The organism is Streptomyces sp. NPDC045431, from assembly GCF_040646655.1.
Taxonomy (GTDB): Bacteria; Actinomycetota; Actinomycetes; order Streptomycetales; family Streptomycetaceae; genus Streptomyces.
Window position 1 is genome coordinate 120459 of the sequence record NZ_JBEZAQ010000005.1, and the last position, 25285, is coordinate 145743.

Below are 25285 nucleotides of genomic sequence, written 5' to 3' on the forward strand. Positions count from 1 at the left end.
CCCAGCCATCCCCAGGACACCGGAACGGACGGAACGGACACATATGAGCAGCGGCTTCATGGGCCCGGAAGGCTTCGGCCCCGACGCCTTCAGCGAGTTCCTGGCCCGTTTCTTCGGCGGCGGAACGTCATCGTCCGGATCGGGCCGGTCCGGGCCCCGGTACATCGACATCGGCCGGCTCATGAGCGAGCCGGCCCGCCGGATGGTCGGCGACGCCGCCTCGTACGCGGCCGAGCACGGCAGTCCGGACCTGGAGACCGAGCACCTGCTGCGGGCCGCGCTGACCACCGAGCCGACCCGCGACCTGATCGCCCGCGCGGGCGCCGACCCCGACGCGCTGGTCGCGGAGATCGACCGGACGGCCGGTGAGGGACCGCCGCAGTCGCGGATCGCCGTCACCCCGGCGGTCAAGCGCGCGCTGCTCGACGCCCACGACCTGGCCCGGCACACCGGTGCCTCCTACATCGGCCCCGAGCACGTGCTGGCGGCGCTCGCCGCCAACCCCGACTCGGCGGCGGGCCGCATCCTGACGCAGGCGCGGTTCGACCCCGGGTCCGTACCGGGCGCGTCCGGCGCCCCGCGCGTACCGCCCGGCGGCTGGTCGGACTCCGGCGTGGACCACCGGCCGCTGCCGCAGCGCAGCACCCCGAACCTCGACAAGTACGGCCGCGACCTCACCGACATGGCCAAGGAGGGCCGGATCGACCCGGTCATCGGCCGCGAGCTGGAGATCGAGCAGACGGTCGAGGTGCTCTCCCGGCGCGGCAAGAACAACCCCGTCCTGATCGGGGACGCGGGCGTCGGCAAGACGGCCATCGTCGAGGGGCTGGCGCAGCGCATCGTCGAGGGGGACGTACCGCACACCCTGCGCGACCGCAGGGTGGTGGCACTGGACCTGTCGGGCGTCGTGGCCGGGACCCGCTACCGCGGCGACTTCGAGGAGCGGATGAACGCGATCATCGACGAGATCCGCTCCCACACGGACGACCTCGTCGTCTTCATCGACGAGCTGCACACGGTCGTCGGCGCGGGCGGCGGCAGCGGCGGTTCGGAGAGCGGCTCCATGGACGCGGGCAACATGCTCAAGCCCGCCCTCGCCCGCGGCGAGCTGCACGTCATCGGCGCCACGACGATGGAGGAGTACCGCCGCTACATCGAAAAGGACGCGGCGCTCGCCCGGCGCTTCCAGCCCATCCTGGTCCCGGAGCCGAGCCCCGAGGACGCGCTGGAGATCCTGCGCGGGCTCCAGGACCGGTACGAGGCCCACCACCAGGTCCGGTACGCGCCCGAGGCGCTGCTCGCGGCCGTCGAGCTGTCCGACCGGTACATCACCGAGCGGTTCCTGCCGGACAAGGCGATCGACCTCATCGACCAGGCGGGCGCGCGCGTGCGGCTGCGCGCCAACTCGGGCGACGCGGACATCCGGGTCCTGGAGCGCCAGCGCGAGCAGCTGCTGCGGGACAAGGACCAGGCGGTGGCGGCGGAGCAGTACGAGAAGGCCACCGAGCTGCGCGACCGGGTCCAGGACATCGAGGAACGGATCAAGGCGGGGCGCGGCGAACCGGCGGCGGGCGACGGCCGGGTCCTGGAGGTCACCGCCGAGGACGTCGCCGAGGTGGTCAGCCGGCAGACGGGCATCCCGGTGAGCAGCCTGACCCAGGAGGAGAAGGAACGGCTCCTCGGCCTGGAGGACCATCTGCGCAAGCGGGTCATCGGCCAGGACGAGGCGGTCACCGCCGTCTCGCAGGCGGTCCTGCGCTCGCGGGCGGGCCTCGCCGACCCGAGCCGCCCGATCGGCAGCTTCCTCTTCCTGGGCCCGACCGGCGTGGGCAAGACCGAGCTCGCGCGGGCGCTGGCGGACGCGCTGTTCGGCAGTGAGGACCGGATGGTGCGCCTGGACATGAGCGAGTTCCAGGAGCGCCACACGGTCAGCCGCCTGGTCGGCGCGCCCCCCGGGTACGTCGGGCACGAGGAGGCCGGTCAGCTGACGGAGGCGGTGCGCCGCCACCCGTACTCGCTGCTGCTGTTGGACGAGGTGGAGAAGGCCCACCCGGACGTCTTCAACATTCTGCTCCAGGTGCTGGACGACGGGCGGCTGACCGACTCGCAGGGCCGCACCGTCGACTTCAAGAACACGGTCATCGTGATGACCAGCAACCTCGGCTCGGAGGCCATCGGCACCGGCCGCGGCCAGCTGGGCTTCGGCGCGACGGACACCGAGGCGGAGGACGAGGCGATGCGCGAGCGGGCCCTGCGGCCGCTGCGCGAGCACTTCCGCCCCGAGTTCCTCAACCGCATCGACGAGATCGTCCTCTTCCGGCGGCTCGACGAGGACCAGCTGCGGCGGATCACCGACCTGCTGCTGGAGGAGACGCGGCGGCGGCTGCGCGCCCAGGACGTCACGCTGGAGTTCGAGCCGGAGGCGGTCGACTGGATCGCCCGCCGCGGCCACCAGCCCGAGTACGGCGCGCGCCCGCTGCGCCGCACGATCCAGCGCGAGGTGGACAACGAGCTGTCCCGGCTGCTGCTGGACGGCCGCCTCCCGGCGGGCGCACGGGTGCGGGTCGGCGTGGACGACGGACGGCTGACGTTCCGCACCGAGGAGCCGGCCGAGCCGGGCCCGTCCTAGGCTTCCCGCTCCGCCGCGGCCTGGAGGTCCTTGACCACGAGCTCCTTCACCAGCAGCTCGAACTCCAGGTCGTCGCGCTGGGGCACGCCGAAGCGCTCGTCGTCGTACGGGAAGGGGCTCGTTTTCCCGGTACGGCGGTAGCCGCGCCGCTCGTACCAGGCGATCAGCTCCTCGCGGATCGAGATCACCGTCATGTGCATCTCGCGCACGCCCCACTCGGCGACGGCCAGGCGCTCCGCCTCGGCGAGGATCCGCCGGCCGAGGCCGCCGCCCTGGAGGCCGGGGCGGACGGCGAACATGCCGAAGTATGCGGCGTCGCCTCGGTGTTCGAGCTGGCAGCAGGCGATGATCGCGCCGTCGCGCTCGAAGGCCAGCAGGCGGGAGCCGGGCGCGCTGATGATCTCGCGTACGCCCTCGGGGTCGGTCCGCTGCCCCTGGAGGTAGTCGGCCTCGGTGGTCCAGCCCGCGCGGCTGCTGTCACCGCGGTAGGCGGACTGCACCAGCTCGACGAGCGCGGGGACGTCGGCCTCGACGGCGTCGCGGTAGGTCAGCTCCGGGGCGTCCTGCGGCGGTGCGGTGTCCATGACCCTCCTCGGTACGGGTGTTCCGCGTGCGAGGGTAACCCGGTCGGGTGACGCGCCTCGCGCGCTCCCCTCATACGACTCTGCGCCCGTATGCGCCTGCGGCGGGGCGGGCATCCTCCCCCGAGCCGTCTCGTCGAACGGGGAGGTACGCCGTGCACGGACCCGCGATGTCCGGCTGGCTGCTGGTGGCGCTGTGCGCGGTGACCGGCGCGTACTGCCTGGCGCGGATGAGGCGCTGTGCCGGTGCCGAGCGTTCGGCGGCGGCGGGCGAGGCGCTGATGGGCTTCGGGATGGCGGCGATGGCGGTGCCCTTCTCCGCGCCGGGGGCCTGGGCCGTGTACGCCGTGGTGTTCGGGGCCGCCGCGCTGCACGCGCTGTGGTGGGCGGCCCGGCGCGGGACCGGTCACCTGCACCACCTCGTCGGGTCGCTGGCCATGGTGTACATGGCGGTGGCGATGTCCGGCGGAGGCGGCGGGGCGCACGCGGGGCACGGCGTCGCGGGCGGCTCCGGGGTACCGCTGCTGACGGGCGCGCTGCTGGCGTACTACGCCGTCTATGTGCTGCGGGCCGGGAACCGACTGGTCCCGATGGCCGTTCCGGGAGCAGGGGCGGTACCGCTAGGAGTGGCCGGACGGGGGGAACCGGCGGGGGCCACGCCCGGGATGGTGCTCGCCTGCCGGGTGTCCATGGGGCTGGCGATGCTGGCGATGCTGCTGTCGCTCTGACGCCTCTGCGAAACCGTGGCGTGCGTCACTTGGGGCGCGAGACCGTACCGAGGGGTAGGCCGCGCTCTTAAGGTGAGGCCCATGGTGGTCTCCCTCGCGCTGCTCACACTCGGCGTTCTGACCGCATGCGCGTCCCCGCGGCTGCTGGCCCGGGCCGACTGGGCGGAACGCGAGCCGGTGGTGGCGCTGTGGGTGTGGCAGTGCGTGGTGGCCTCGGTGCTGGTGAGCTTCGCGCTGTCGATGACCTTCAGTGCGGCGGCCGCCTGGCACGCGGTGCGCGGGCACGTCTTCGCACCCGCGCCGCGGGGCGTGGTGGAGGCGTACGCCCTGGCCGAGAACGGCCCGTGGTCCGCCGTGCTCGCGGTGCTGCTGGCCTGCGGCGGGCTGTGGAGCGCGGCCATGCTCACGCGCGAGATACGCCGGGCCCGGGCGCGCCGCCGCCGCCGTCGCGCGGAACTCCTCGTGCGGGCGCCGCTGTTGCCGGGCGAGAAGGGGTACGAGGACCCCCTGGTGCCGCTGGAGGGCAGCCGTCCGGACGCCTGGTGGCTCGCGGGGGCCGAGCCGCGGCTCGTCGTCACCACGGCCGCCCTGCGCCGCCTGAAGGGCCGTCAATTGGATGCGGTGCTCGCCCATGAGCAGGGCCACGCGCGCGCCCGGCACGACTGGCTGCTGCACTGCTCGGCGGCGCTGGCGACGGGCTTCCCCCAGGTGCCGGTGTTCGCGGCGTTCCGCGACGAGATGCACCGGCTGGTGGAGCTGGCGGCCGACGACGTGGCGTCGCGGCGGTACGGGCGGCTGACGATCGCGCTGGCGCTGGTGGAACTGAACGAGCACCGGGGCGTGTTCGGCCCGGGTCCCGCCCCGGACGCCCAGCTGCCGCAGCGGGTGAACCGCCTGCTGGCGGCCGCCCCGCGCCTCACGGCCGCCCGCCGCCTGCGCCTGACGGCGGCCGCCGCGCTGGTCCCCGTGGTACCGGTGCTGGTGGCGTTCGTCCCGGCGCTGCGGGCGCTGGGGTAGGCCGGTTCGTCGAGCACCGCGGCCCCGGTCGCCTCGGGACACGGTACGACCGGGTCGGTGTGTCCTGACCCGGTCTCACCGGGCCCGTCACTCGCGTAGGTCCTTGTTCAGGACGACCTGCCTGATGTGGGACCTGAGGAAGGTGAGCGTCAGTTCGGCCCGACGGGCGATCCACTGCTCTGTCGCAGGAGCGGGCACACCATAGCGACGCCGCCTGATGTCATCCACGACGTCGGCGGGGGCGCCCATGTCGGTGAGCACCCCGAGAGCGTCGGCCTTGGTGATCAGCTTGCCGTCCCGCAGCGTCGTTGCCGCCCTGGCCAAGGTCAGCAGGCCGAGGTCGATCCAGATGTCGCGCATCCACCACTCCGGGTGAGATAGGGCCGGCAACCAGAAGCTCTCCAGATCCTTGACGATGAAATCAGCGAGCTGCCCGTCGGTCACCGGCGGCAGGATGCCTGCGGGCGGCCGGCCGTACAGGACCAGCCCGAAGTCGTGCAGTTCACGTCTGGTCACCGGAGTGACCGGTCGGCGCATCAGCTCCTCGTGCGCCCACGTGAGGTGGCGGTGCGTGGCATCAGCCAGCTCCGTGACCGCGGGATAGCTGCAGTGCAGCTTCGACGCAAGCGTGATGTCCCTGCCCAGGTTCTGGTGCAGCTCTTCCAGTCGCCGTTCCTCCGCTGCCGTGCACGGTCGGCCTACGACCGCGATCAGGTCGAGGTCACTGCGGCCCGGCTGGTAATCGCCTCCAGCGAGTGACCCGTGCGCCCAGACGGAGATCGGCGGCACGACCGACCGGAGTGCACTGACGAAGCGCTCGATGAGCTGCTCGGTGATCTGGTCCCCCATGGGAGAAGCCTGGCCCACAGGGTCGCGGAAAGGAACCCGGAGCCGGAGCTGGATCTTTCCCGTCGCGTGGGAGCCTCGGTTCTGCGCCTGCGCGCCCCTACCCCTCGCGAGCTTCGCAAGCGGAGTGCCTGTTAGCGGGCCCCGTCGTCGGGGAGGATCAGATCATGCGCTCCCCCACACTCCCCCCGCCCACCCGCACCCCCTCCGCCTCCGCCGCCGCGCTCGGGTCCGGTGCCCTCGCGGGGGTGCTGCTGGTGCTGGTGGCGGTTGAATGGGGGCCGCTGGTCGCCTTCGACCGGGCGGTGGCGGACGGGCTGCACGACTCGGCCGTACGGAGCCCGGTGCTCACGCGCGTCAACCGGGTGCTGAGCGACTGGGTCTGGGACCCGTGGACCATGCGTGCCCTGACGGCCTTGGCCGTGGTGTGGCTCTGGCGGGCCCGGGAGCGGCTCCTCGCGGTGTGGACGGGGGCGGTGAGCCTGTTCGGGGCCGCCCTCCAGCAGACGCTCAAGACGGTGGTGGGCCGGGACCGCCCGCAGTGGCGCGACCCCGTGGACACCGCGCACTTCGCGGCCTTCCCGTCCGGGCACGCCATGACCGCCGCCCTCACCTTCGGGCTGCTGCTGTGGCTGCTGGCGCGGTACGGACGGGGTCCCGGCACGCGCGCGTGGCGCGGGGTCGCGGTGGCCGGCGCCGTGTCGGTGGCGGGCGTCGGGCTGACCCGGGTGTACCTCGGTGTGCACTGGGCGACGGACGTCCTGGGCGGCTGGCTCCTCGGCGCCTGTGTGGTGGCCGTCGCCGTCCTGGCGTACGAACGGACGGTGTTGTCGCGCCGGCGCTGAGCGGGCAGGGATACCGGCATGACGATCACGTGCGTCCTCTTCGACTTCTCCGGAACCCTGTTCCGCATCGAACCGGCCGAACGCTGGCTGCGCGCCGTCCTGGACGCCTCCGGGATCGCCGCCCCGCCCGACGCCGTCGCCCGCTGGGCCGAGGAGCTGGAGGCCGCCGGGGCCCTGCCGGGCGGCAGCGCCCCGCGCCGCATCCCGGAGCACCTGGCGGAGTGGTGGGCGACCCGTGACGTCACCGCGGACCACCACCGCGCCACGTACACCGCCCTGGCGCGCCAGGTACGGCTGCCGGACCCGGCGCTGTACGACGCGCTGTACGACCGCCACATGACGCCGGAGGCCTGGGAGCCGTACCCCGACGCGCGCGAGGTGCTCGCCGCGCTGCGCGAGCGGGGGGTGGGCGTCGCCGTGGTCAGCAACATCGGGTGGGACCCGCGCCCGGTGTTCCGCGCGCACGGGCTGGACCGGTTCGTGGACGCGTACGCCCTCTCGTACGAACACGGGGTCCAGAAGCCGGACGGGCGGCTGTTCCGGACGGCGTGCGAGGCGCTGGGGAGGGAGCCGCGGCAGGCGCTGATGGTGGGCGACGACCGCTATGCGGACGGCGGCGCGGCGAAAGTCGGCTGCGCGGTGCACTTCGTGGACCACCTGCCGGCGCGTGAGCGGCCGGCGGCGCTGCGCCCGGTGCTGGAGCTGCTGTAGGCCATGGGACCGGACGATCCCCCGCGTCGCCCGGTCCGCATGACACCAGCCCCCGCCGGACGGCCACAGGGGCGTCGCGCGAGGGTGCCCTGAGTATATTGGCTGAGAGCCAGTCAACGCAGGAGTTAAAGCATGTCCCCGCGGAGCGCATCGGTCAATGAAGAACTGCGGCGGCGTTCCCGGGAGCGGCTGCTGCAGGCGACGGTGGAGCTGGTCGGCGAACGGGGCTACGAGGCGACCACGCTCGCGGACATCGCGGACCGGGCGGGCTCGGCGCGCGGTCTGGTCTCGTACTACTTCCCCGGCAAGCGCCAGCTCCTGCAGTCCGCGGTGCACCGGCTGATGCACCTGACCCTGGAAGCGGCCCTGGAGCGGGAGCCGCGCACCGACGACGGGCGGGAGCGGCTGGCGCGCGCCATCGACGCGATCCTCGACCTGGCGGTGCAGCGGCCGCTGCTGATGCGCACGCACATGGCGGGGATCCTCCAGGCCGAGGGGTTCGTGCAGTGCCCCGAGCAGCAGCGGCTGGCGGCCCTGCTGCGGGACACGGTGGCCCGCTACGGAGTGCGTGACGTCGACGCGGACTACCCGCTGCTGCGGGCGCTGCTGATGGGCGCGGTCTTCGCGGTGCTGCTGCCGGGCGCGCCGATGCCCCGGGCGCGGCTGCGCGCGGAGCTGTTCCAGAGGTACGGGCTGGACTGGGAGCTCGGCGTTCCGCCGGACGACGGGGCGCCGTCCGGCGGAACGCGGGGCGAGGCGGTCGGTCAGTCGTCGTAATCGCCGTCGTTGTCGTTGTCGAAGTCGTCGAAGTAATCGGGCTGCGTCTGCACGTTGAGCTCGTGCATGCGCACGCGCTTCGCCGGGTCCGTACGCCGGTCGTCGAGCCGGAGGACGTCGAAGCCCTTGCGCTCGTCGTTCGAGTAGATGTGGCCGTTGTAGTAGTACGCCGACCAGGAGCCGCCGGTGGTCAGCTTGTCGGTGGTGAGCGGGCCCCGCTCGAAGTAGGCGATCTCCCTGGGCTTGGCCGAGTCGGTGAAGTCCCAGACGGAGAGCCCGCCCTGGTACCAGGCCTGGACCATGATGTCCCTGCCCTTGACCGGGATGAGCGAGCCGTTGTGGGCGACGCAGTTCTCGGTGTCCGCCTGGTAGCGGTCGATCTTGAAGTAGCTGCGGAAGACGAGCTTGCGCTGGTCGCCCTTGCCGACGATGTCGTAGATGCCGTCGGCGCCGCGGTTCGGGCCGGTGCGTTCGTTGCAGGTGGCGCCGACGCCGCCGCCGAGCTCGTCGGTGAAGACGACCTTGTTCGCCTTCTGGTTGAAGGTCGCCGAGTGCCAGAAGGCGAAGTTGACGTTGTCCTGGACGCGGTCGATGACCTTCGGGTTCTCCGGGTCCTCGATGTTCATCAGGATGCCGTCGCCCATGCAGGCGCCGGCGGCGAGGTCCTTGGAGGGCAGCACCGTGATGTCGTGGCAGCCGGTGGTCTTGGAGACGCCCGGGTTGGTGGGCCCGCCGGGGTTGCCGCCGCCGTCGGGGCCCTCACCCGGGAAGAGCACCGGGAAGTTCACCACCGCCGCCTTCTCGGGCGCCTTGCGCGGCACCTTGATGATCGAGATGCCGTCGTGCGGCGGTTGGCAGTCGGGGAAGGCGGCGCTGGGCGCGTACGAGGAGACGTACACGTAGACGTTGCGGCGCTCCGGCACCAGCGTGTGGGTGTGTGAGCCGCAGGCGGTTTCGACAGCCGCGACGTACCTGGGGTTGCGGACGTCGCTGATGTCGAAGATCTTCATGCCCTCCCAGGACGACTTCTCGGTCGCGGGCTGCGACGTGCTGCTGCAGGAGCTGTCGCTGCGCGAGGAGTCGGTGGAGAGGAAGAGCAGGTCGCCGGAGACCGATACGTCGTTCTGGGCGCCCGGGCAGAGGACCTGGGCGACGGTGACCGGCGCCTTGGGGTTGCTGATGTCGAAGACGCGGAAGCCGTCGTAGTTGCCGGAGAAGGCGTACTTCCCCTGGAAGGCGAGGTCGGAGTTGATACCGGTGAAGGCGTCGTGCGGGACGTTGGCGAGGTGGGTGATGTTCGCGCTGTGGACCACCTGGTCCACGCCGGGTATCTCACCGCTGCGGATGGCCGCCCGGACTTCCGCTTCCGCTTGCGCGGAGACGCTCTCCGGGGTGGCCGGCACGTCCCCGGGGTCGGGTGTGGCGGCCGCGGGGCCGGCCGTCAGCAGGGTGGCGAACAGTCCGGCCGCGGCGGTGGCCACGGCGAGACGTCTGCGCCGCCGCGCGTGAGTGGTGCGCAACGAGGTCACTGCGTCCTCCCTTGGATCCGTTCGGAGTCGAACGGGTTGCGGACCCCGGCAGTATGTTGCTTTGCATGCACATCTCAACAGAGCGCCTACGCGGTCGTTGAGGAAAGTTTCCGACCGGGGGGCGCGCGAAGGGGCCGCCCCGGGGCAGGATGACCACCGGCCGGCCCACGTGTCCCTGGAGGTTCGCCATGTCGCACCGCATCAGTGCCGCGCGTGTCCGCGGCTCCGCCGTCGCCGTGGCGGCCCTCGCCGCCGTACTGGCCCTGGGCGCCTGCGAGTCGGCGCCGCCGGCGCGATCCGACGACGGAGCGCGGGCCAGGGCGGGCGGCGACGGTGGCGGGGGCGGCGTGGTGGTGGCGCCCGGAAAGCCCGGCGAACCGGCCAGGACCCTGTCCCCCGAGCAGGCCGCCAAGGAGCGCCCCGACGACAGGCCGAACACGGCGGACGTCACGTACACCCGCATGATGATCGCCCACCACGGCCAGGCGCTGACCATGGCCGCCCTCGCGCCGAAGCAGGCCGCGTCGGAGCGGGTGAAGAAGGTGGCGGCGCGGATCGCCGCGGCGCAGCAGCCGGAGATCGACGCGATGAAGGGGTGGCTGGAGAGCAACGCGGGCCCCACGCCGCCCGCCGACCGAGGCCGAGGAGACGCCCACGATCACGCCCACGACCACGGCTCCATGCCCGGGATGGCCACCGAGGCGCAGCTGGCCCAGCTGCGCGCGGCGCGCGGCACGGCCTTCGACGAGCTGTTCCTGAAGCTGATGATCACCCATCACCAGGGCGCGATCACCATGGCCACGGAGGTGCTGTCCCAGGGCAACAACGTCCAGGTCGAGGAGATGGCGAACGACGTGATCGCGCAGCAGACCGCCGAGATCAACCGGATGCGCTCCCTGTAGGCCGGGCAAGCCCGGGCCCGGCCGGGCTCCCGCCCCGTACGGCTCCCGCCCCGCACGGCTCCGGCATCTCCCGCGACGGGCGCGGCGGTGCGATGCTGGAAATCCCTCCGGGAAGGAGCGCGGCCGTGCTGCGAATCGCCGTCGTCGGATCCGGGCCGAGCGGGGTCTACACCGCCCAGTCGCTGGTGGAACAGACCCGCGTGCCGGACGTCCGCGTCCACGTCCTGGACCGGCTCCCCTGTCCGTACGGGCTCGTACGGTACGGGGTGGCACCGGACCACGAGAAGATCAAGTCCCTGCAGAACAACCTGCGCACGGTGCTGGAGCACGAGCGGATCGGATTCGTCGGCAACGTCGAGGTCGGCGCCCGGGGCGTGGCCCCCCGGCGGCTGCTGGAGCTGTACCACGCGGTCGTGTACTGCGTCGGCGCGGCGCGCGACCGCAAACTGGGTGTGCCGGGCGAGGACCTGCCGGGCAGCTACTCGGCCACGGACTTCGTCTCCTGGTACAGCGCCCACCCGGACGCGGCCGGGAACGGCTTCGGCGTCGCGCTCGCCGCCCGCTCGGCGGTCGTGATCGGGGTCGGGAACGTCGCGGTGGACGTGGCGCGGATCCTCGCCCGCGGCCCGGAGGAGCTGCACCCCACCGATGTGCCGCAGGCGGCGCTGGGCGCGCTGGCGGCGAGCCGGGTGCGCACCGTGCACATGGTGGGCCGGCGCGGGCCCTCGCAGGCCAAGTTCACCACCAAGGAGCTGCGCGAGCTGGGCGCGATGCCGCAGGCCCGGGTGGAGGTGGACCCGGCGGACCTGGCGCTCGACCCGGCGTACGCGGACCCGGCGGCCCTGCCGGCGGTGAACCGGCGCAATGTGGAGGTGGTACGCGCCTGGGCGGAGAGCACGGCTCCGGAGCCCCGGGAGCGGGTCATCCGGGTGCGGTTCTTCCTGCGGCCGGTGGAGGTGCTGGAGCGCGGCGGCCGGGCGGCCGGGGTGCGCTTCGAGCGGACCGTGCCGGACGGCGCGGGCGGGGTGCGCGGGACCGGCGCGTACGAGGACGTCGAGGCCCAGCTGGTGCTGCGGGCGGTCGGCTACCGCGGGGTACCGCTGGAGGGGCTGCCGTTCGACGCCGCGCGCGGCACGGTGCCGCACGCGGCGGGGCGGGTGCTGCGGGACGGCGCACCGTCGCCCGGCGAGTACGTCGCGGGGTGGATCAAGCGGGGCCCGACGGGTGTGATCGGCACCAACCGGCCCTGCGCCAAGGAGACGGCCACCTCGCTGCTGGACGACGCGGCGCTGCTGCTGCGGCGCCCGGTGGCGGACGACCCGCTCGCCGCGCTGCGGAGCTGGGGGCTGCGGCCCGTGGAGTGGCCGGGGTGGCTCTCCATCGAGCAGGCGGAGGCGGCGCTGGGCCACACCCTGGGGCGCTCGACGGTCAAGATCGCCGACTGGGCGGGGCTGCTGGGAGCCGCCGGGGTGCCCGCGTAGCCCGCGGGGCGGCGTCCTGGTCGGGACCGGGGCCATGCCCGCGTAGCCCCAGCGGCGGCGTCCGGGTGGGGTCCCGGGCGGTGTCCGGGTAGGGACACCGCATGCAGACGTTCCTGCCGTACCCCGGTTTCACCCGTTCGGCGGAAGCCCTGGATCCGCGCCGGCTGGGCAAGCAGCGGGTGGAGGCGCTCCAGGTGTTCCGCGGGCTGACCGTGCCCGGGTACGGGTGGCGCAGGCATCCCGCGGTCCGCATGTGGACCGGCTACGAGGAGGCCCTCGTCCGCTACGGCCTGGACGTCTGCCGCGTCTGGACGGCCACCGGGCGCTCCGACACCTGCGCCGCCACGCTGATGCGCGACTTCCGCGCCTGGCGGCGGCCGGGAGAGGACGAACCCCGGCCGCAGGGCGCGCTCGCCGCGGCCGGGGAGCTGCCCCCGTGGCTCGGTGACCCCGCCTTCCACCTGAGCCACCAGTCGGCGCTGCTGCGCAAGGACCCCGACTTCTACCGCGGCCACTTCCCCGGGATCGCGGACGACCTCCCGTACGTCTGGCCGGCGTCCGACCGGGACCCGGAGGCCGTCCGCGAGCCGTAGCCGCGGTCAGTGCCCGGCCACGGCCTCCAGCGGGCTCAGCGCGGCCGCCCGGCGGGCCGGGACGGTGGCCGCGGCCGCGCCGATGACGAGGGACAGCAGGCCGATGAGGAGCAGCGTGCCCCAGGGCGGCGCCAGCGCGTACTGCTCCATCGCGCCGTTGGCGAGCGAGCCGACCGACCAGGCGCCGAACAGACCGCCCGCCATGCCGAGGAGGGTGCCGAACGCGGCGACGCCCACCGCCTCCAGACGGATCATCCGCCGGACGCCGGTGCGGTCCATGCCGAGCGCGCGCAGTACCCCGATCTCGCGGGTGCGCTCCGCGACCGACATGGCCAGGGTGTTGACGATGCCGAGCGCGCCGATCACGACGCCGATGGCGAGCATCCCGTACATCACCTTCAGCAGGTCGCCCAGGGTGCCGGCGGCCTCGGCGACGAGTTGTCCCTGGCCCTGCACCTTCAGCAGGGGGCTGTTGCCCACGGCGGCGCGCAGCTGCCGCTCCACGGTCTCCGGGTCCGCGCCGTCGTCGGTGCGGACGAGGATCCGCTGGACCGAGCCGGGGAGGAAGGCGTTCTCGGCCACCTCCGTACGGTCGCCGAGCGCGTCGCGGGCGATGGGGTTGTCCTGGTAGACGCCCACGACGGTGTACGGCTTCGGCTCCTGGTGCCGGCCGACGCGGGCGTCCAGCCTGCCGCCCGTGGTCAGGCCGAGGTCCCTCGCGAGGGTGCGGGAGAGGGCGATCCGGCCGGGCCCGAGGTCCTCGGCGGAGCCGCTGACGAAGTCGAGCTTCATGACGGCGTCCAGGGTGCGGGGGTCGACACCGGAGATCTCCCGGACTCCGCCGCCGGTGAAGAGGGTGGAGTCCGTCACGGCGCTCGCGGTCCGTACGCCGGCGGTGTCGGCCACCCGCCGTACGGCCGCCGGGTCGACCGCGGTCGTGGTGGAGCGGGTGCTGATCACGTAGTCGGCGCCGAGCCCGGCCGCGGCCTGGCGGTCGAGGGCCTGCCCGGTGGAGTGGCCGATGACGGCGAGACCGCTGACCAGCGCGGTACTGATCATCAGGGTGGCGGCGGTGGCCGCGGTGCGGCGCGGGTCGCGCAGCGCGTTCTCACGGGCGAGCCGCCCGGTGATCCCGTAGCGGACGGTCAGGCGTCCGATGAGCCGGATCACGGGCGCGGCGAGCAGCGGAGCGAGGACGATCAGGGCGGCGAGGACGAGGGAGCAGCCGAACATCGCCGTCCGCAGGTTCTCCTCCGAGGCGTCCTCCGCCCGCGTGAGCGACACCAGCAGACCTGCGCCAAGGACGAGGAGGGCGAGGCCCGTCGCGCCGCGGAGCCGGGACCGCGACCGGGCGGGGGTGGGAGGCTGCGCGGCCGTACGCATCGCCTCGACGGGCGCGACCCTCGCCGCCCGGCGGGACGGCAGCCACGCCGCGAGCACGGTGACGCCCACGCCCACCCCCAGCGCCGCCACGAACGAGCGGGGGCCGACCACCAGGGGGCCTCGCGGCAGCACGTTCGCGCCGGTGCTCAGCACGTCGGGCAGTACGGCGGCGATGCCGAGCCCGAGCAGGAGGCCGCCTGCGGAGGCGACGAGGCCGACGAGCAGGGCCTCCAGGAGGACGGAGCGGGACACCTGGCGGCGCGAGGCGCCGATGGCCCGCAGCAGCGCGATCTCACGGGTGCGCCGCGCCACGAGCATGGTGAAGGTGTTGACGATGAGGAACGAGCCGATGAACAGCGCGACCCCGGCGAAGACCAGCGGCACCTTCTCGTAACCCCGGGTCAGCGTGTCGACGAGGAGGGCCTGCTGGGCGGCCTGGGCGGCGCCGGTGGTGGCCTCGGCGCGGTCGGCCGGGAGCACCTCGGTGACCCGGCGGGCGAGCTCGGACGGGGCGGTGCCGGGTGCGGCGGACAGGTCGATGCCGGTGTAGTGGCCCGGGGACGCGAACAGCCGTTGCGCGGTCGCCCGGTCGAAGAGGGCGAGGGTGCCCCCGGCCGTGACCCGGGTATCCCGGGTGGTGACGATGCCGACGAGGCGCTTGGTCATGACGGGGCCGTCGGTGGCCAGGGTGATCATGTCGCCCAGGCGGAAGCCGCCCGCGGCGGCGGTGCCGCTGTCCACGGCCACTTCAGCGCTGCCGGCCGGGGCACGGCCCTCCACCACCGGGTGGCGGCTGTCCTCGCCGTCCTTGTCGGCTACGTAGGCGGCGGCCAGGTGGGACCACGCCCGGTCGGCTCGCAGCGGGGTGCCGTCCGCCGCGTTCAGGACCGCCGAACCGTCGACCGACGGTCGTACGGCGGCGACACCGAGTACCTCGGCCAGTCGCCGTACGAGCGCGTCGTCGAGCACGCCCCCGGCTCCCTGGCCGGCGGCGGGGGCGCCGGGCGGGGGCGGCTTCTCGGTCACGGTGACGGCGATGCCGGCGAAGCTCTTCGAGGCGGCGGCGCGGTGGGCCGCGGCGGTGGTGTCGGCGAAGACGAGGGTGCCCGAGACGAAGGCGACGCCGAGCATGACGGCGAGCACGGTCATCAGCAGCCGGGCCTTGTGGGCGCGTACGGTGCGCAGGGCGGTGCGGAACACGGTTCTGGTCGGTCCTTTCCGCTCAGCCCTGGCGGGAGCGGTCGCGGGGGTGGGAGGGGGAGGACGCGGGGTACGTCTCGTCCACGATCCGGCCGTCCGCGAGGAACACCACGCGGTCCGCGTACTCCGCCGCGACGGGGTCGTGGGTGACCATGACGACCGTCTGGCCGAGCTCGCGCACCGAGTCGCGCAGGAAGCCCAGCACCTCGGCCCCGGCACGGAAGTCGAGGTTTCCGGTGGGCTCGTCGCCGAAGACGATCGCGGGGCGGGAGGCCAGGGCGCGGGCGACCGCGACGCGCTGCTGCTGGCCGCCGGAGAGCTCGGCGGGCCGGTGGCCGAGGCGCTGGGAGAGGCCGACCATGGAGACCACGCGGTCCAGCCACTCCGGGTCGGGGCGGCGCCCGGCGAGGGCGAGCGGGAGCGTGATGTTCTCCAGCGCGGTCAGCGTCGGCAGCAGGTTGAACGCCTGGAAGATGAAGCCGATCCGGTCGCGGCGCAGCCGCGTGAGCCGGCGGTCGTCGAGCGTGCTCAGTTCGGTGGTGCCGACGCGCACGGAGCCGGAGCTCGGTGCGTCGAGTCCGGCGGCGCAGTGCAGCAGGGTGGACTTGCCGCAGCCTGAGGGGCCCATGATGGCGGTGAACTCGCCTTCCCGGAAGGCGATGCTGACCCGGTCGAGGGCGACGACGCGGGTGTCGCCGCTGCCGTAGACCTTCGTGAGGTCGGTGGTGGCGGCGGCGATGCCGGTCGTCGGGTGGAACGCCAGGGGGGCGGCGGTCACGGGGACCTCCTCTTCGAGTGCGGGTGCGGAAAGGTGCACGTCGAAGGGTGTCCGGCTGATGTATCGGGGTCTGGACCGGCGTGTATCGGGGGCCGCGCCGCTGCGTATCGGTTCTGTATGAGCCGGTCGGCGTGGTCGCGCAAGGCGTCAGTGCGCAGGCAGGCGCAAGGTGACGACGGCGCCGCCGTCCGGGTCGTTGTCGAGACGCAGGTCGGCGCCGAGGACCCGGGCCTGTCCGAGGGCGATGGTCAGGCCGAGGCCGTGGCCGGAGCCGCGTTCCACCGCGCCCGTGTGGAAGCGGCGGGGGCCGTGCAGCAGGAGGTCCGGCGGGAAACCGGGGCCGTGGTCGCGTACGACGACCGTGCGGCCCTCGACGGTGACCCGTACCGGGCCGGCGCCGTGCCGGTGGGCGTTGGTGACCAGGTTGCCGACGATCCGCTCCAGGCGGCGCGGGTCGGTCTCCACGGTCGTCCCGGCCTCGCCGGTGCCCTGGGTGACCTCAGTGCCCTCGGTGACCTCAGTGCCGGTGACGTCGGTCCTCTCGGTGACTTCGGTGACCTCCGTGTCGAGGCCGGTGCGGGCCACGGCCTCGGAGACGACGGCGACGAGCGGCACCCGGGCGCGTACGGGCTGCTCGGCACCGGCGTCCAGGCGGGAGATCTCCAGCAGGTCCTCGACCAGGCCCCGCAGGTCGCGTACCCGGGCGCGGAGCAGGTCCTCCGTCTCGCCCGGCGGCAGCAGGTCGGCCGCCGCCAGCAGACCGCCGACGGGGGTGCGCAGCTCGTGGGCGACGTCCGCGGTGAACTGCCGCTCGGTACGCAGCCGTCGGGCGAGGCTGTCGGCCATCCGGTCGACGGTGGCGGCGATCTCCGCCACCTCGTCGCGGCCCTTGGGGGGCCCGGTCCGGGCGTCGAGGTCCCCGGCGGAGATCCGGCTCGCGGTCTCGCCGACCCGCCGCAGCCTGCGGGCGAGCAGCCCGGCCCCGTAGACGGCGAGCGGCGCGGCCGCGGTGAGCGCGACCAGCGAGGCCACCGTCATGGTGATGTCGAGGCGGCGCAGGGTGTGGAGCTCGGGGCTCATGTTGACGCGGACGGCGAGCACCGGGCTGCCGGGGCCGCCGGTGCGCTGGGCGGCCCAGACGCTCGGGCCCAGGTTCCCCTCGACGCGCCCGTCGTGGGCGGTGTGCCGGTCGCCGTCGGCCGGGTCGCGCAGGGCGGCGGGCAGCTCGGCCGGGGCGAGCTCGGCGCCGTCCGCGAGCGTTCCGGTACGCCGGTACACGTCCATGGCCGAGTAGAGCGTGTTGAGGGCCTGTCCCTCGGCGCGGGAGCGGATGTCCTGCGCGGTCCAGAGGTGCACCAGCACGCCCACGGCCGCCACGACCAGGCAGGCCGTGGCGGCGGCCAGTGCGGCGATCTTCCAGCGCAGGGACGCGCGGGCCGGGCGGAGGAAGACACGGCCCGGGCGGAGGGAGACACGGCCCGGCCTCGGCCGGCGGAAGGGACGCACGGCGGCCTCAGCGCCTGAACTTGTAGCCGAAGCCGCGGACCGTCTCGATCCGGTCGCGGCCCAGCTTGCGGCGCAGCCGCTGCACACACAGGTCCACGACCCGGCTGTCGCCGTCCCAGCCGTACTCCCACACGTCGCGCAGCAGGGTGTGCCGCTCCAGTACGACGCCGGGGTGGGCGGCGAACGCGAGGAGCAGCTTCAGCTCGGTCGGTGTCAGCGCCACGGGACTGCCGGAGAGGGACACCTCCATCCCGGCCGTGTCGATGGTCAGGTCCCCGAAGACCAGCACCTCGCGCTCCTCACCGGGCGTCCGCTCGGGCGCCGGGGCGGCGGCGGAGGCGGAGGCGGGGGCGTAGGTCGCCCGCCGCAGGAGCGAGCGGATGCGTGCGACGAGTACGTACGTGTCCACGGGCTTGACCACGTAGTCGTCCGCTCCGGCCTCCAGACCGGCGACGACGTCGAGCCCGTCGCCGCGGGCCGACATCATCAGGACGGGCACCAGGCTGGTCTCCCGGATCCTGCGGCACAGGCCGATCCCGTCGAGGCCGGGCAGCATCACGTCGAGGATCAGCAGGTCGAAGGGCTCGTCGCGGAAGAGCTCCAGGCCGGTGAGGCCGTCGGCGGCGGCCCTCATCTCGTAGCCGTAACGCTCCAGGGCGACGGTGAAGGACCGGCGCATCAGGTCGTCGTCCTCCACCAGCAGCACGCGAACGGGGTGCGAGGACGTCCGGGCCGGGGCGGGGGAGGACACGGGCGGATGGCTCCTGTTCGGACGGGTCGGTGGAACGATACGGCAGACGCCGGCGCCGACCGCTCAGGAGCCGTCGAGACGGGCGGCCTGCCGCTCGGCGGCGGCGAGGACCGCGTCCAGCAGTCCGGGGAAGAGCGCCTCCAGGTCGTCACGGCGCAGGCCGTTCATCTTGGCCGTGCCCCGGTAGGTCTGGCGGATGACACCGCTCTCGCGCAGGACGCGGAAGTGGTGCGTGGTCGTCGACTTGGTCACCGGAAGCTCGATGTGCGAGCAGGCCACCTCGGACTCCGCCAGGGCCAGTTCCCGTACGACGCGCAGCCGCATGGGGTCGGCGAGGGCGTGGAGCACGGCTTCGAGGCGGATCTCGTCGCGCGCGGGGTGCGCGAGTTCGCGCGCGCCGGAGCCTGCGGTGCCGGAGCCCGCGGCGCCCCCGCCTCCGGCGGTTCCGGTAGTTCCGGCGGTTCCGGTTCCTCCGGAGCTGCCGGCGCTTCCAGTGGTCACAGCGGTCACGGCAGGCACGGTGGTCACGGGGGCTCCAGGTTCCTCGGGTTCCTGCATTGTACGAGAGGCCTCGTAGTTTGACAGGTGGCGTACTACGACGGTTATCGTATGAGGCGTACCGACCGGCCCCGCCGCGCATTGGAGTCCGCCGTGAGCGCACTGTTCGAGCCCCGCACCCTGCGATCGCTGACCATCCCCAACCGCGTCTGGATGGCGCCCATGTGCCAGTACAGCGCCGAGGCCGTCGGCCCGAACGCGGGCGTCGCGGGTGATTGGCACTTCGCGCACTACGCGGCCCGCGCCGCCGGCGGGACCGGCCTGATCCTGCTGGAGGCCACCGCGGTCTCCCCGGAGGGCCGGATCAGCCCGTACGACCTGGGCCTCTGGAACGACACCCAGGCCGAGGCGCTGCGCCGGATCACCGGCTTCCTCAAGGGCCAGGGCACGGTCCCGGGCATCCAGATCGCCCATGCCGGGCGAAAGGCCTCCACCGAGCGCCCCTGGAAGGGCGGCGCCCCGGTCGGCGCCGACGCGCACGGCTGGCGGCCGGTCGCCCCGAGCCCGCTGCCCTTCGACGAGGGCCACCCCGTACCGGAGGAGCTGACGCCGGAGCAGATCCGCGACATCACCGGGCAGTTCGCGGCCGCCGCGCGGCGCGCGCTCGACGCGGGCTTCGAGGTCGTCGAGATCCACGGCGCGCACGGGTACCTGATCGGCGAGTTCCTCTCGCCGCACAGCAACCACCGCACCGACGCGTACGGCGGCTCCTTCGAGAACCGCACCCGCTTCGCCCTGGAGGTCGTCGACGCGGTACGGGAGGTGTGGCCCGAGGAGCTGCCGCTGTTCTTCCGGATCTCGGCCACCGACTGGCTGGAGGAGCGGGCGGGGTGGACGGCCGACGACACCGTGCGGTTCGCCGCGCTGCTCAAGGAGCACGGCGTGGACCTGCTCGACGTGTCGACCGGCGGCAACGCGCCGCACGTCCGCATCCCGGTCGGCCCGGGCTACCAGGTGCCGTTCGCGGCACGGGTGAAGGCGGAGACGGGGCTGCCGGTCGCCGCGGTGGGCCTGATCACCGAGGCCGCGCAGGCCGAGAAGATCGTCGCCAACGGCGAGGCGGACGCGGTACTGCTCGGCCGTGAGCTGCTGCGCAACCCGTCGTGGGCCCGGCACGCGGCGCGCGAGCTGGGCGGCGAGGTGCACGTGCCCGACCAGTACCACCGGTCGGTCTGACGCCGGGGCCCGGCAGCGCCACCCGCACCGGGGCGGCGGCACCGGCCCGACACGGGGCGCGATGCCGGCCCCCACGCCGTGGCCGGCACCGGGGCGCGACACTGGGACCAACCGGTCGGACACCCCCGTTGACCTGTGCTGACGCCGCCGGGAGGGGTCACTGTCAGTGGGTGGGTGCACACTGGCCCGTATCCGCGACAACGGCGTCCTGGAGGTGTCGGCCATGACCGACGTACTGCTCACCGTAGGCACACGCAAGGGACTCTTCATCGGCCGCAGGCGAGACGGCCGATGGGAGCTCGGCGGCCCGCACTTCAACGCGCAGGCCGTGTACTCGATCGGGATCGACACGCGCCGGAGCACACCGCGCCTGCTGGCGGGCGGGGACAGCGCGCACTGGGGACCGTCGGTGTTCCACTCGGACGACCTGGGCGAGACGTGGACCGAACCGCGGCAGCCCGCGGTCAAGTTCCCCAAGGACACCGGCACTTCGCTGGAGCGGGTGTGGCAGCTGCACCCGGCGGGGCCGGCCGCGCCCGGCGTGGTCTACGCGGGCACGGAGCCCGCCGCGCTCTTCCGCTCCACGGACGAGGGCGAGACCTTCGAGCTGGTGCGCCCGCTGTGGGAGCACCCGACCCGGTCGCGGTGGGTTCCGGGCGGTGGCGGGGAGGCCGTCCACACCGTCGTCACGGACCCGCGGGACCCGGACGCCGTGACGGTCGCGGTGTCGACCGCCGGGGTGTTCCGCACCCGGGACGGCGGCGCGACCTGGTCGCCGTCGAACGACGGCGTCTCGGCGGTCTTCCTGCCCGACCCGCACCCGGAGTTCGGGCAGTGCGTGCACAAGATCGCGCAGGACGCGGCCGACCCGGACCGGCTGTACCTTCAGAACCACTGGGGGGTGTACCGCAGCGACGACGGCGGCGCCAAGTGGACCGACATCGGCGCGGGCCTGCCCTCCGACTTCGGCTTCGCCATGGTGGCCCACCCCCACCGGGCGGGCGTGGCGTACGTGTTCCCCATCGCCGCCGACGCCGACCGGGTCCCGGCGGACCACCGCTGCCGGGTCTACCGCACGAGCGACGCGGGCGGGACCTGGGAGCCGCTGTCGGCGGGTCTGCCCGAGGGCGACCACTACGGCACGGTGCTGCGGGACGCGATGTGCGTGGACGACGCCGACCCGGCGGGCGTGTACTTCGGCAATCGCAACGGCGAGCTGTACGCGAGCGCGGACGACGGCGACAGCTGGCAGCTCCTCGCCTCCCACCTGCCGGACGTGCTGTGCGTGCGGGCCGCGGTCATCGGCTGAGACCGGGTGGGGTCCACGTCTCGGGCGCCGGGTGAGAGGGGGTTCGCTGCGCCAGTAGAGTGACGGCCGTGGCAGCACGACCGTTGAATGAAATCGTCGAGCCGGGGTGGGCGCAGGCCCTCGCGCCGGTGGCCGAACGCATCGCCGCGATGGGCGACTTCCTCCGCGCGGAGATCGCCGCGGGACGCACCTACCTCCCGGCGGGGGCGAACGTCCTGCGGGCGTTCCAGCAGCCGTTCGACGAGGTGCGGGTCCTGATCGTCGGCCAGGATCCGTACCCCACACCGGGACACGCGGTGGGGTTGAGCTTCTCGGTCGCTCCGGAGGTGCGGCCGTTGCCCGGCAGCCTGGAGAACATCTTCCGGGAGATGCACACGGACCTGGGGCTGCCCCGGCCCTCCAACGGCGACCTGACGCCGTGGACCCGGCAGGGCGTGCTGCTGCTCAACAGGTCGCTGACGACGGCGCCCCGCAAGCCGGGCGCGCACCGCGGCAAGGGCTGGGAGGAGGTGACCGAGCAGGCCATCAGGGCGCTCGCCGCACGCGGCAAGCCGCTGGTGTCCGTGCTGTGGGGGCGCGACGCCCGCAATCTGCGCCCGCTGCTCGGCCGGCTCCCCGCGATCGAGTCGGCGCATCCGTCGCCGATGTCGGCCGACCGCGGCTTCTTCGGCTCGCGCCCGTTCAGCCGTACGAACGAGCTCCTGCTCCAGCAGGGCGCCCAGCCGGTCGAGTGGCGCCTGCCGTGACGCGGCGCGGCGTCGCATGAGCGACCGCGTGTGGGTGCTGGGCGTCGACTCCGGCGGGTCGGGGCTGCGGGTCGCCCTCGGGGCCATCGCCGGGGACACCGGTCGGGACACCGGTCGCGTGCGCGCCGTCGACGTCGCCGTAGTCGACAGCGTGGCGTTCGCGGAGCCGGTACGGACCGGGGAGCGGGGCATCGACGCCGGGCACCTGCTGGAGCGGCTGGTGCCCGCCGCCGAGGGCCTGCTGGCCCGGGCCGGTGTCGCCGTGCGCCCGGCCGCCGTCACCGCCGTCGCCGTCGGAGCCGCCGGGATGGCGACCCTCGGGGACGACCTGCGCGCCAAGCTGCCCGCCGCGCTGCGCGGTTCGCTCGGCGTGGACCGCCTCGCGCTGGCGGCGGACGCCGTCACCGCGTACGCCGGGGCGCTCGGGCAGCGGGCGGGCGCCGTGGTCGCGGCCGGCACCGGCATGATCGCGCTCGGCACGGACCTGTCGGTCTGGCGCCGCGCGGACGGCTGGGGCCACCTGCTGGGCGACTGCGGCAGCGGCGCCTGGATCGGCCGCGCCGGGCTGGAGGCCGCCCTGCGCGCGTACGACGGGCGGCGTGGCGGCTCGGCCGCGCTCCTGGCGCGCGTCGAGGCGGTGTTCGGCGACCCCAAGGGCCTGCCAGGCCGGCTGTACCCGCGCGGCGACCGGCCGGCGGTGCTGGCCTCCTTCGCGCCCGAAGTGGCACGGTGCGGCGCGGAGGGCGACCCGGTGGCGTCCGGCATCCTCGCCGGGGCCGCCCGGCACATCGCGGAAGCCGCTGCCGCGGTCTGCCCGCCCGGCGCCGACCGCGCCGACGCGGCCGACGCGGCCGACCCTGTCGGCCCGGTTGAAGTGGCGCTGACCGGCGGGCTGTTCGCGATGGGCGACGCCCTGCTCGTCCCCCTGCGGGCCGAGCTGGCGGAGCAACTGCCGTACGCGCGAACCGTCTCCGCCGGCGGCGATCCGCTCGTCGGCGCGCTGAGCGTCGCGGCGGCGCTCGCCACGGACACGCTGCGGCTGCCCCGGGAGCCGGGCATGCTCGAGACAACCGGCTGGTAGCCGACTGTTCGGGCATAGCCGGACAGAGGGCACGCGAGGGCCCCCTCCCCACGCGAGGGAGCAGCCAAAACCAGTAGCATGCGGCGACATGAGCTCCCCCACTGGGCCCGCTTCCGGCCTGCCTGTACGAATGCCGCGACCCCGCCAGTCCGGGCGGCACCGTCGCCCCGAACCCGTGGCGGCGCCCGAGGGCGCGCCCGCGCTCGTTCTCGCCGTTCCCGGCGCACCTTCCGCCGCCGTACGCGGGCTGGCGGAGGAGGTCGTGAGCATCGCGCGTTCCGAGCTGCCCGGCCTGGAGGCCGGGATCGGTTTCCTGGACGGCGACGACGCCGAGTACCCCACGCTCGCGGCCGTGGTGAAGCAGGCCGCCGCGCTGCGCGTCGAGCGGTACGAGCTGGCGCAGGCCGCCGGCCGTGAGGTCGCCGAGCCCGAGGGCCCGGCCGCCGTCGTGGTGCCGCTGCTGGCGGGCCCGGACCACGCCCTGATGGCGCGGATACGCGATGAGGTCGCGAACAGCGGTGCGCCCGCCCATCTGACCGATGTGCTGGGCCCGCACCCGCTGCTCGCGGAGGCCGTGCACGTCCGGCTGTCCGAGGCCGGGCTGGCCCGTGCCGACCGGGCACGGCTGTTCACGGTCGCCACGGCGGCCGACGGCATCGTCCTGGCCACGGTCGGCGGCGAGGAGGCCGTGCAGGCGGCCGGCATCACCGGCATGCTGCTGGCCGCGCGGCTCGCCGTCCCGGTGATGGCCGCCGCGCTGGACCAGGAGGGTTCGGTGGCCGCGGTCGCCGAGCAGCTGCGCGGCTCCGGTTCGCAGCAGCTCGCGCTCGCGCCGTACCTGATCGGGCCGGAGCTGGGCCAGGGCCTGCTGGAGGAGGCCGCGCAGGCCGCGGACTGCCCGGTGTCCGAGCCGCTGGGCGCGTACCCGGCGGTCGGCAAGCTGGTGCTGTCGCAGTACTCGGCGGCGCTGGGCCTCGCCCCGCAGCCGCAGGGCGCCCCGGTTCACTGACCCGCGCGCCCGGGCCGTACGAGGACCGCAGGGACCGTAACGGAAGGGCCCGCACCCGATGATGACGTCATCCGGTGCGGGCCCTTCGCGCGCCCTGCGGCCGGCGGGCGTCAGGTGAAGACCACCGGACGTCAGGTGAAGACCACGCAGGAGGCCGCCGGGACCTCGACGGCGCCCGCCCGGTACGGCACGCCCGTCTCCGGGTTCACGTCGAACCAGGTCACGTCGCCGGAGCGCTCGTTGGCCACGTACAGCCGCCGCCCCTCGGGGTCGAGCGCCAGGTCCCTGGGCCGGCGGCCGCCGCAGGGCACCGTGGTGACCGGCTCCGGCTTCTCGCGGGTCTCGTCGAGGGCGAGGACGGCGATGCTGTCGTCGCCGCGCACCGCTGCCCACACGAAGCGCCCGTCGCGCGCGACGGCGATCCCGGACGGGTGACTGGGGGTGTACGCACCCGGGGGCAGGACCGGGGTGGCGCCGACCCGTTCGAGGACGCCCGCCTGCCCGTCCCAGCGGCATACGGTGAGGGTCGGCTCCAGCTCGCCGAGGACGTAGACGTGGCCGCCGTCCGGATGGAAGGCCAGATGGCGGGGCCCGGTGCCCGGGGCCAGGGAGGTCTCGGCGAGCCGCAGGAGGGCGCCGCCGGCGAGCACGTACACGTGGACGGAGTCGGTGCCGAGGTCCACGGCGAGCAGCCGTCGGCCGTCGGGCGCGGGCACCACCTGGTGGGCGTGCGGGCCGGCCTGCCGCTCCGGGTGCGGGCCGGAGCCATGGTGCCGGTGTACGACGCCGGTGGCGGCGTCCGGTACGCCGTCGGCCCCGAGGGGCAGGGCGCTGACGCTGCCGTCGGAGTAGTTGGCGGTCAGCACGTGCCCGGCGACGAGCGCCAGGTGCGTGGGGCCCGCGCCGCGCACCCGGGCGGGTGCGCCGATGAGGCGGGGGGCGGCCCCGGTGACGTCGAAGGCGGCGACGGCGCCGTCCGGGGTCTCGGACACGGCGTAGAGCAGGGCGCCGCCGGGCGCGGCGGCCAGGAAGGACGGGTCCGGGAGCTCGTCCGTGGCTCCGGTGACGGTGAGCGCCCCCGTCTCGGGGTCGAGGTCGGCCGCGACGACGCCACGCCCTCCGGCCGACGTGAACGACCCGATGAAGGCC

23 protein-coding genes are annotated in these 25285 nt (G+C 74.2%); 14 read left to right on the plus strand and 9 right to left on the minus strand.

The features are described from left to right. Nucleotides 1-43: 43 nt before the first annotated feature. Nucleotides 44-2629 (plus strand): ATP-dependent Clp protease ATP-binding subunit, encoded by a 2586-nt coding sequence (locus AB0A69_RS14220; protein ID WP_361420155.1) that lies wholly within the window; start codon nt 44-46, stop codon nt 2627-2629. On the opposite strand, the gene AB0A69_RS14225 is transcribed toward AB0A69_RS14220, so the two are convergent. Then, nucleotides 2626-3213 (minus strand): GNAT family N-acetyltransferase, encoded by a 588-nt coding sequence (locus tag AB0A69_RS14225; RefSeq protein ID WP_361420158.1) that lies wholly within the window; start codon nt 3211-3213, stop codon nt 2626-2628. The two genes, AB0A69_RS14220 and AB0A69_RS14225, sit on opposite strands and share 4 nt — an antisense overlap. Before the next feature lie 152 nt (nt 3214-3365). Between AB0A69_RS14225 and AB0A69_RS14230 the strand changes: the two genes are divergently transcribed. Together AB0A69_RS14230 and AB0A69_RS14235 are read left to right on the plus strand one after the other, a co-directional pair. Next, nucleotides 3366-3938 carry a DUF5134 domain-containing protein gene (locus AB0A69_RS14230; RefSeq protein ID WP_361420161.1) on the plus strand — a complete coding sequence of 191 codons (573 nt, stop codon included), beginning with the start codon at nt 3366-3368 and terminating at the stop codon, nt 3936-3938. Nucleotides 3939-4019: 81 nt separating this feature from the next. Then, the gene (locus AB0A69_RS14235) at nt 4020-4955 is read left to right on the plus strand and encodes a M56 family metallopeptidase (RefSeq protein WP_361420164.1); all 936 of its coding nucleotides are present in this window, start codon (nt 4020-4022) and stop codon (nt 4953-4955) included. Nucleotides 4956-5042: 87 nt separating this feature from the next. Here the strand turns inward: AB0A69_RS14235 and AB0A69_RS14240 are convergent, their stop codons facing one another. Next, nucleotides 5043-5804, minus strand: coding sequence for a nucleotidyltransferase domain-containing protein (locus AB0A69_RS14240; protein ID WP_361420166.1), 762 nt, complete (start codon nt 5802-5804; stop codon nt 5043-5045). 164 nt (nt 5805-5968) lie between these two features. Here AB0A69_RS14240 and AB0A69_RS14245 point away from each other — a divergent pair, with 164 nt between their 5' ends. The 3 genes from AB0A69_RS14245 to AB0A69_RS14255 all read left to right on the plus strand — a co-directional run bounded on the left by AB0A69_RS14245 (nt 5969) and on the right by AB0A69_RS14255 (nt 8134). After that, a complete protein-coding gene (locus tag AB0A69_RS14245) occupies nt 5969-6646 on the plus strand; it encodes a phosphatase PAP2 family protein (protein WP_361420169.1) in 678 nt (225 codons plus the stop codon). A gap of 18 nt (nt 6647-6664) precedes the next feature. Further along, entirely contained in the window at nt 6665-7357 is a 693-nt protein-coding gene (locus tag AB0A69_RS14250) for an HAD-IA family hydrolase (RefSeq protein ID WP_361420172.1), read from the plus strand. A 132-nt stretch (nt 7358-7489) separates the two neighbouring features. Further along, nucleotides 7490-8134 (plus strand): TetR/AcrR family transcriptional regulator, encoded by a 645-nt coding sequence (locus AB0A69_RS14255; RefSeq protein WP_361420175.1) that lies wholly within the window; start codon nt 7490-7492, stop codon nt 8132-8134. Here the strand turns inward: AB0A69_RS14255 and AB0A69_RS14260 are convergent. Beyond that, the gene (locus AB0A69_RS14260; protein WP_361420178.1) at nt 8122-9663 is read right to left on the minus strand and encodes a hypothetical protein; all 1542 of its coding nucleotides are present in this window, start codon (nt 9661-9663) and stop codon (nt 8122-8124) included. The genes AB0A69_RS14255 and AB0A69_RS14260 overlap by 13 nt on opposite strands. 188 nt (nt 9664-9851) lie before the next feature. Here AB0A69_RS14260 and AB0A69_RS14265 point away from each other — a divergent pair, with 188 nt between their 5' ends. From AB0A69_RS14265 to AB0A69_RS14275, 3 genes are all read left to right on the plus strand, one after another. Next, nucleotides 9852-10565 carry a DUF305 domain-containing protein gene (locus AB0A69_RS14265; RefSeq protein ID WP_361420181.1) on the plus strand — a complete coding sequence of 238 codons (714 nt, stop codon included), beginning with the start codon at nt 9852-9854 and terminating at the stop codon, nt 10563-10565. A gap of 125 nt (nt 10566-10690) precedes the next feature. Then, complete coding sequence (locus tag AB0A69_RS14270) at nt 10691-12046, plus strand: FAD-dependent oxidoreductase (protein WP_361420184.1); 1356 nt, start codon at nt 10691-10693, stop codon at nt 12044-12046. Nucleotides 12047-12147: 101 nt separating this feature from the next. Beyond that, nucleotides 12148-12639, plus strand: a complete 492-nt coding sequence (locus AB0A69_RS14275; protein ID WP_361420187.1) for an MSMEG_6728 family protein — start codon at nt 12148-12150, stop codon at nt 12637-12639. Between the two features lie 6 nt (nt 12640-12645). Here AB0A69_RS14275 and AB0A69_RS14280 read toward each other — a convergent pair whose 3' ends face one another. From AB0A69_RS14280 to AB0A69_RS14300, 5 genes are all read right to left on the minus strand, one after another. After that, entirely contained in the window at nt 12646-15222 is a 2577-nt protein-coding gene (locus AB0A69_RS14280; RefSeq protein WP_361420190.1) for an FtsX-like permease family protein, read from the minus strand. Between the two features lie 22 nt (nt 15223-15244). Further along, nucleotides 15245-16000, minus strand: a complete 756-nt coding sequence (locus tag AB0A69_RS14285) for an ABC transporter ATP-binding protein (protein ID WP_361420193.1) — start codon at nt 15998-16000, stop codon at nt 15245-15247. A gap of 147 nt (nt 16001-16147) precedes the next feature. After that, entirely contained in the window at nt 16148-17506 is a 1359-nt protein-coding gene (locus AB0A69_RS14290) for a HAMP domain-containing sensor histidine kinase (protein WP_361420196.1), read from the minus strand. A 7-nt stretch (nt 17507-17513) separates the two neighbouring features. Then, a complete protein-coding gene (gene cseB, locus AB0A69_RS14295) occupies nt 17514-18257 on the minus strand; it encodes a two-component system response regulator CseB (protein WP_361420199.1) in 744 nt (247 codons plus the stop codon). A 63-nt stretch (nt 18258-18320) separates the two neighbouring features. Beyond that, the gene (locus tag AB0A69_RS14300) at nt 18321-18620 is read right to left on the minus strand and encodes a helix-turn-helix domain-containing protein (protein WP_361420789.1); all 300 of its coding nucleotides are present in this window, start codon (nt 18618-18620) and stop codon (nt 18321-18323) included. A 288-nt stretch (nt 18621-18908) separates the two neighbouring features. On the opposite strand from AB0A69_RS14300, the gene AB0A69_RS14305 reads away from it, so the two are divergent. The 5 genes from AB0A69_RS14305 (at nt 18909) to AB0A69_RS14325 (ending at nt 24136) form a co-directional block, all read left to right on the plus strand. Beyond that, nucleotides 18909-19991, plus strand: coding sequence for an NADH:flavin oxidoreductase/NADH oxidase (locus AB0A69_RS14305; RefSeq protein WP_361420202.1), 1083 nt, complete (start codon nt 18909-18911; stop codon nt 19989-19991). A gap of 223 nt (nt 19992-20214) precedes the next feature. Then, a complete protein-coding gene (locus AB0A69_RS14310; RefSeq protein ID WP_361420205.1) occupies nt 20215-21300 on the plus strand; it encodes an exo-alpha-sialidase in 1086 nt (361 codons plus the stop codon). A 68-nt stretch (nt 21301-21368) separates the two neighbouring features. After that, nucleotides 21369-22046 carry a uracil-DNA glycosylase gene (locus tag AB0A69_RS14315; protein ID WP_361420208.1) on the plus strand — a complete coding sequence of 226 codons (678 nt, stop codon included), beginning with the start codon at nt 21369-21371 and terminating at the stop codon, nt 22044-22046. 16 nt (nt 22047-22062) lie between these two features. Then, on the plus strand, nt 22063-23127 hold the full coding sequence (locus tag AB0A69_RS14320) for a BadF/BadG/BcrA/BcrD ATPase family protein (RefSeq protein WP_361420211.1): 1065 nt from the start codon (nt 22063-22065) through the stop codon (nt 23125-23127). Between the two features lie 88 nt (nt 23128-23215). Further along, a complete protein-coding gene (locus AB0A69_RS14325) occupies nt 23216-24136 on the plus strand; it encodes a hypothetical protein (RefSeq protein WP_361420214.1) in 921 nt (306 codons plus the stop codon). A 131-nt stretch (nt 24137-24267) separates the two neighbouring features. Here the strand turns inward: AB0A69_RS14325 and AB0A69_RS14330 are convergent, their stop codons facing one another. Continuing rightward, on the minus strand, nt 24268-25278 hold the full coding sequence (locus AB0A69_RS14330; protein ID WP_361420792.1) for a lactonase family protein: 1011 nt from the start codon (nt 25276-25278) through the stop codon (nt 24268-24270). Nucleotides 25279-25285: the final 7 nt, after the last annotated feature.

Coding starts and splice junctions, on each gene's coding strand:
- AB0A69_RS14235 (WP_361420164.1), top strand. CDS start 4,020: ATGGTGGTCTCCCTCGCGCTGCTCACACTCGGCGTTCTGACCGCATGC.
- AB0A69_RS14275 (WP_361420187.1), top strand. CDS start 12,148: ATGCAGACGTTCCTGCCGTACCCCGGTTTCACCCGTTCGGCGGAAGCC.
- AB0A69_RS14325 (WP_361420214.1), top strand. CDS start 23,216: ATGAGCTCCCCCACTGGGCCCGCTTCCGGCCTGCCTGTACGAATGCCG.
- AB0A69_RS14220 (WP_361420155.1), top strand. CDS start 44: ATGAGCAGCGGCTTCATGGGCCCGGAAGGCTTCGGCCCCGACGCCTTC.
- AB0A69_RS14255 (WP_361420175.1), top strand. CDS start 7,490: ATGTCCCCGCGGAGCGCATCGGTCAATGAAGAACTGCGGCGGCGTTCC.
- AB0A69_RS14310 (WP_361420205.1), top strand. CDS start 20,215: ATGACCGACGTACTGCTCACCGTAGGCACACGCAAGGGACTCTTCATC.
- AB0A69_RS14320 (WP_361420211.1), top strand. CDS start 22,063: ATGAGCGACCGCGTGTGGGTGCTGGGCGTCGACTCCGGCGGGTCGGGG.
- AB0A69_RS14250 (WP_361420172.1), top strand. CDS start 6,665: ATGACGATCACGTGCGTCCTCTTCGACTTCTCCGGAACCCTGTTCCGC.
- AB0A69_RS14245 (WP_361420169.1), top strand. CDS start 5,969: ATGCGCTCCCCCACACTCCCCCCGCCCACCCGCACCCCCTCCGCCTCC.
- AB0A69_RS14225 (WP_361420158.1), bottom strand. CDS start 3,213: ATGGACACCGCACCGCCGCAGGACGCCCCGGAGCTGACCTACCGCGAC.
- AB0A69_RS14240 (WP_361420166.1), bottom strand. CDS start 5,804: ATGGGGGACCAGATCACCGAGCAGCTCATCGAGCGCTTCGTCAGTGCA.
- AB0A69_RS14265 (WP_361420181.1), top strand. CDS start 9,852: ATGTCGCACCGCATCAGTGCCGCGCGTGTCCGCGGCTCCGCCGTCGCC.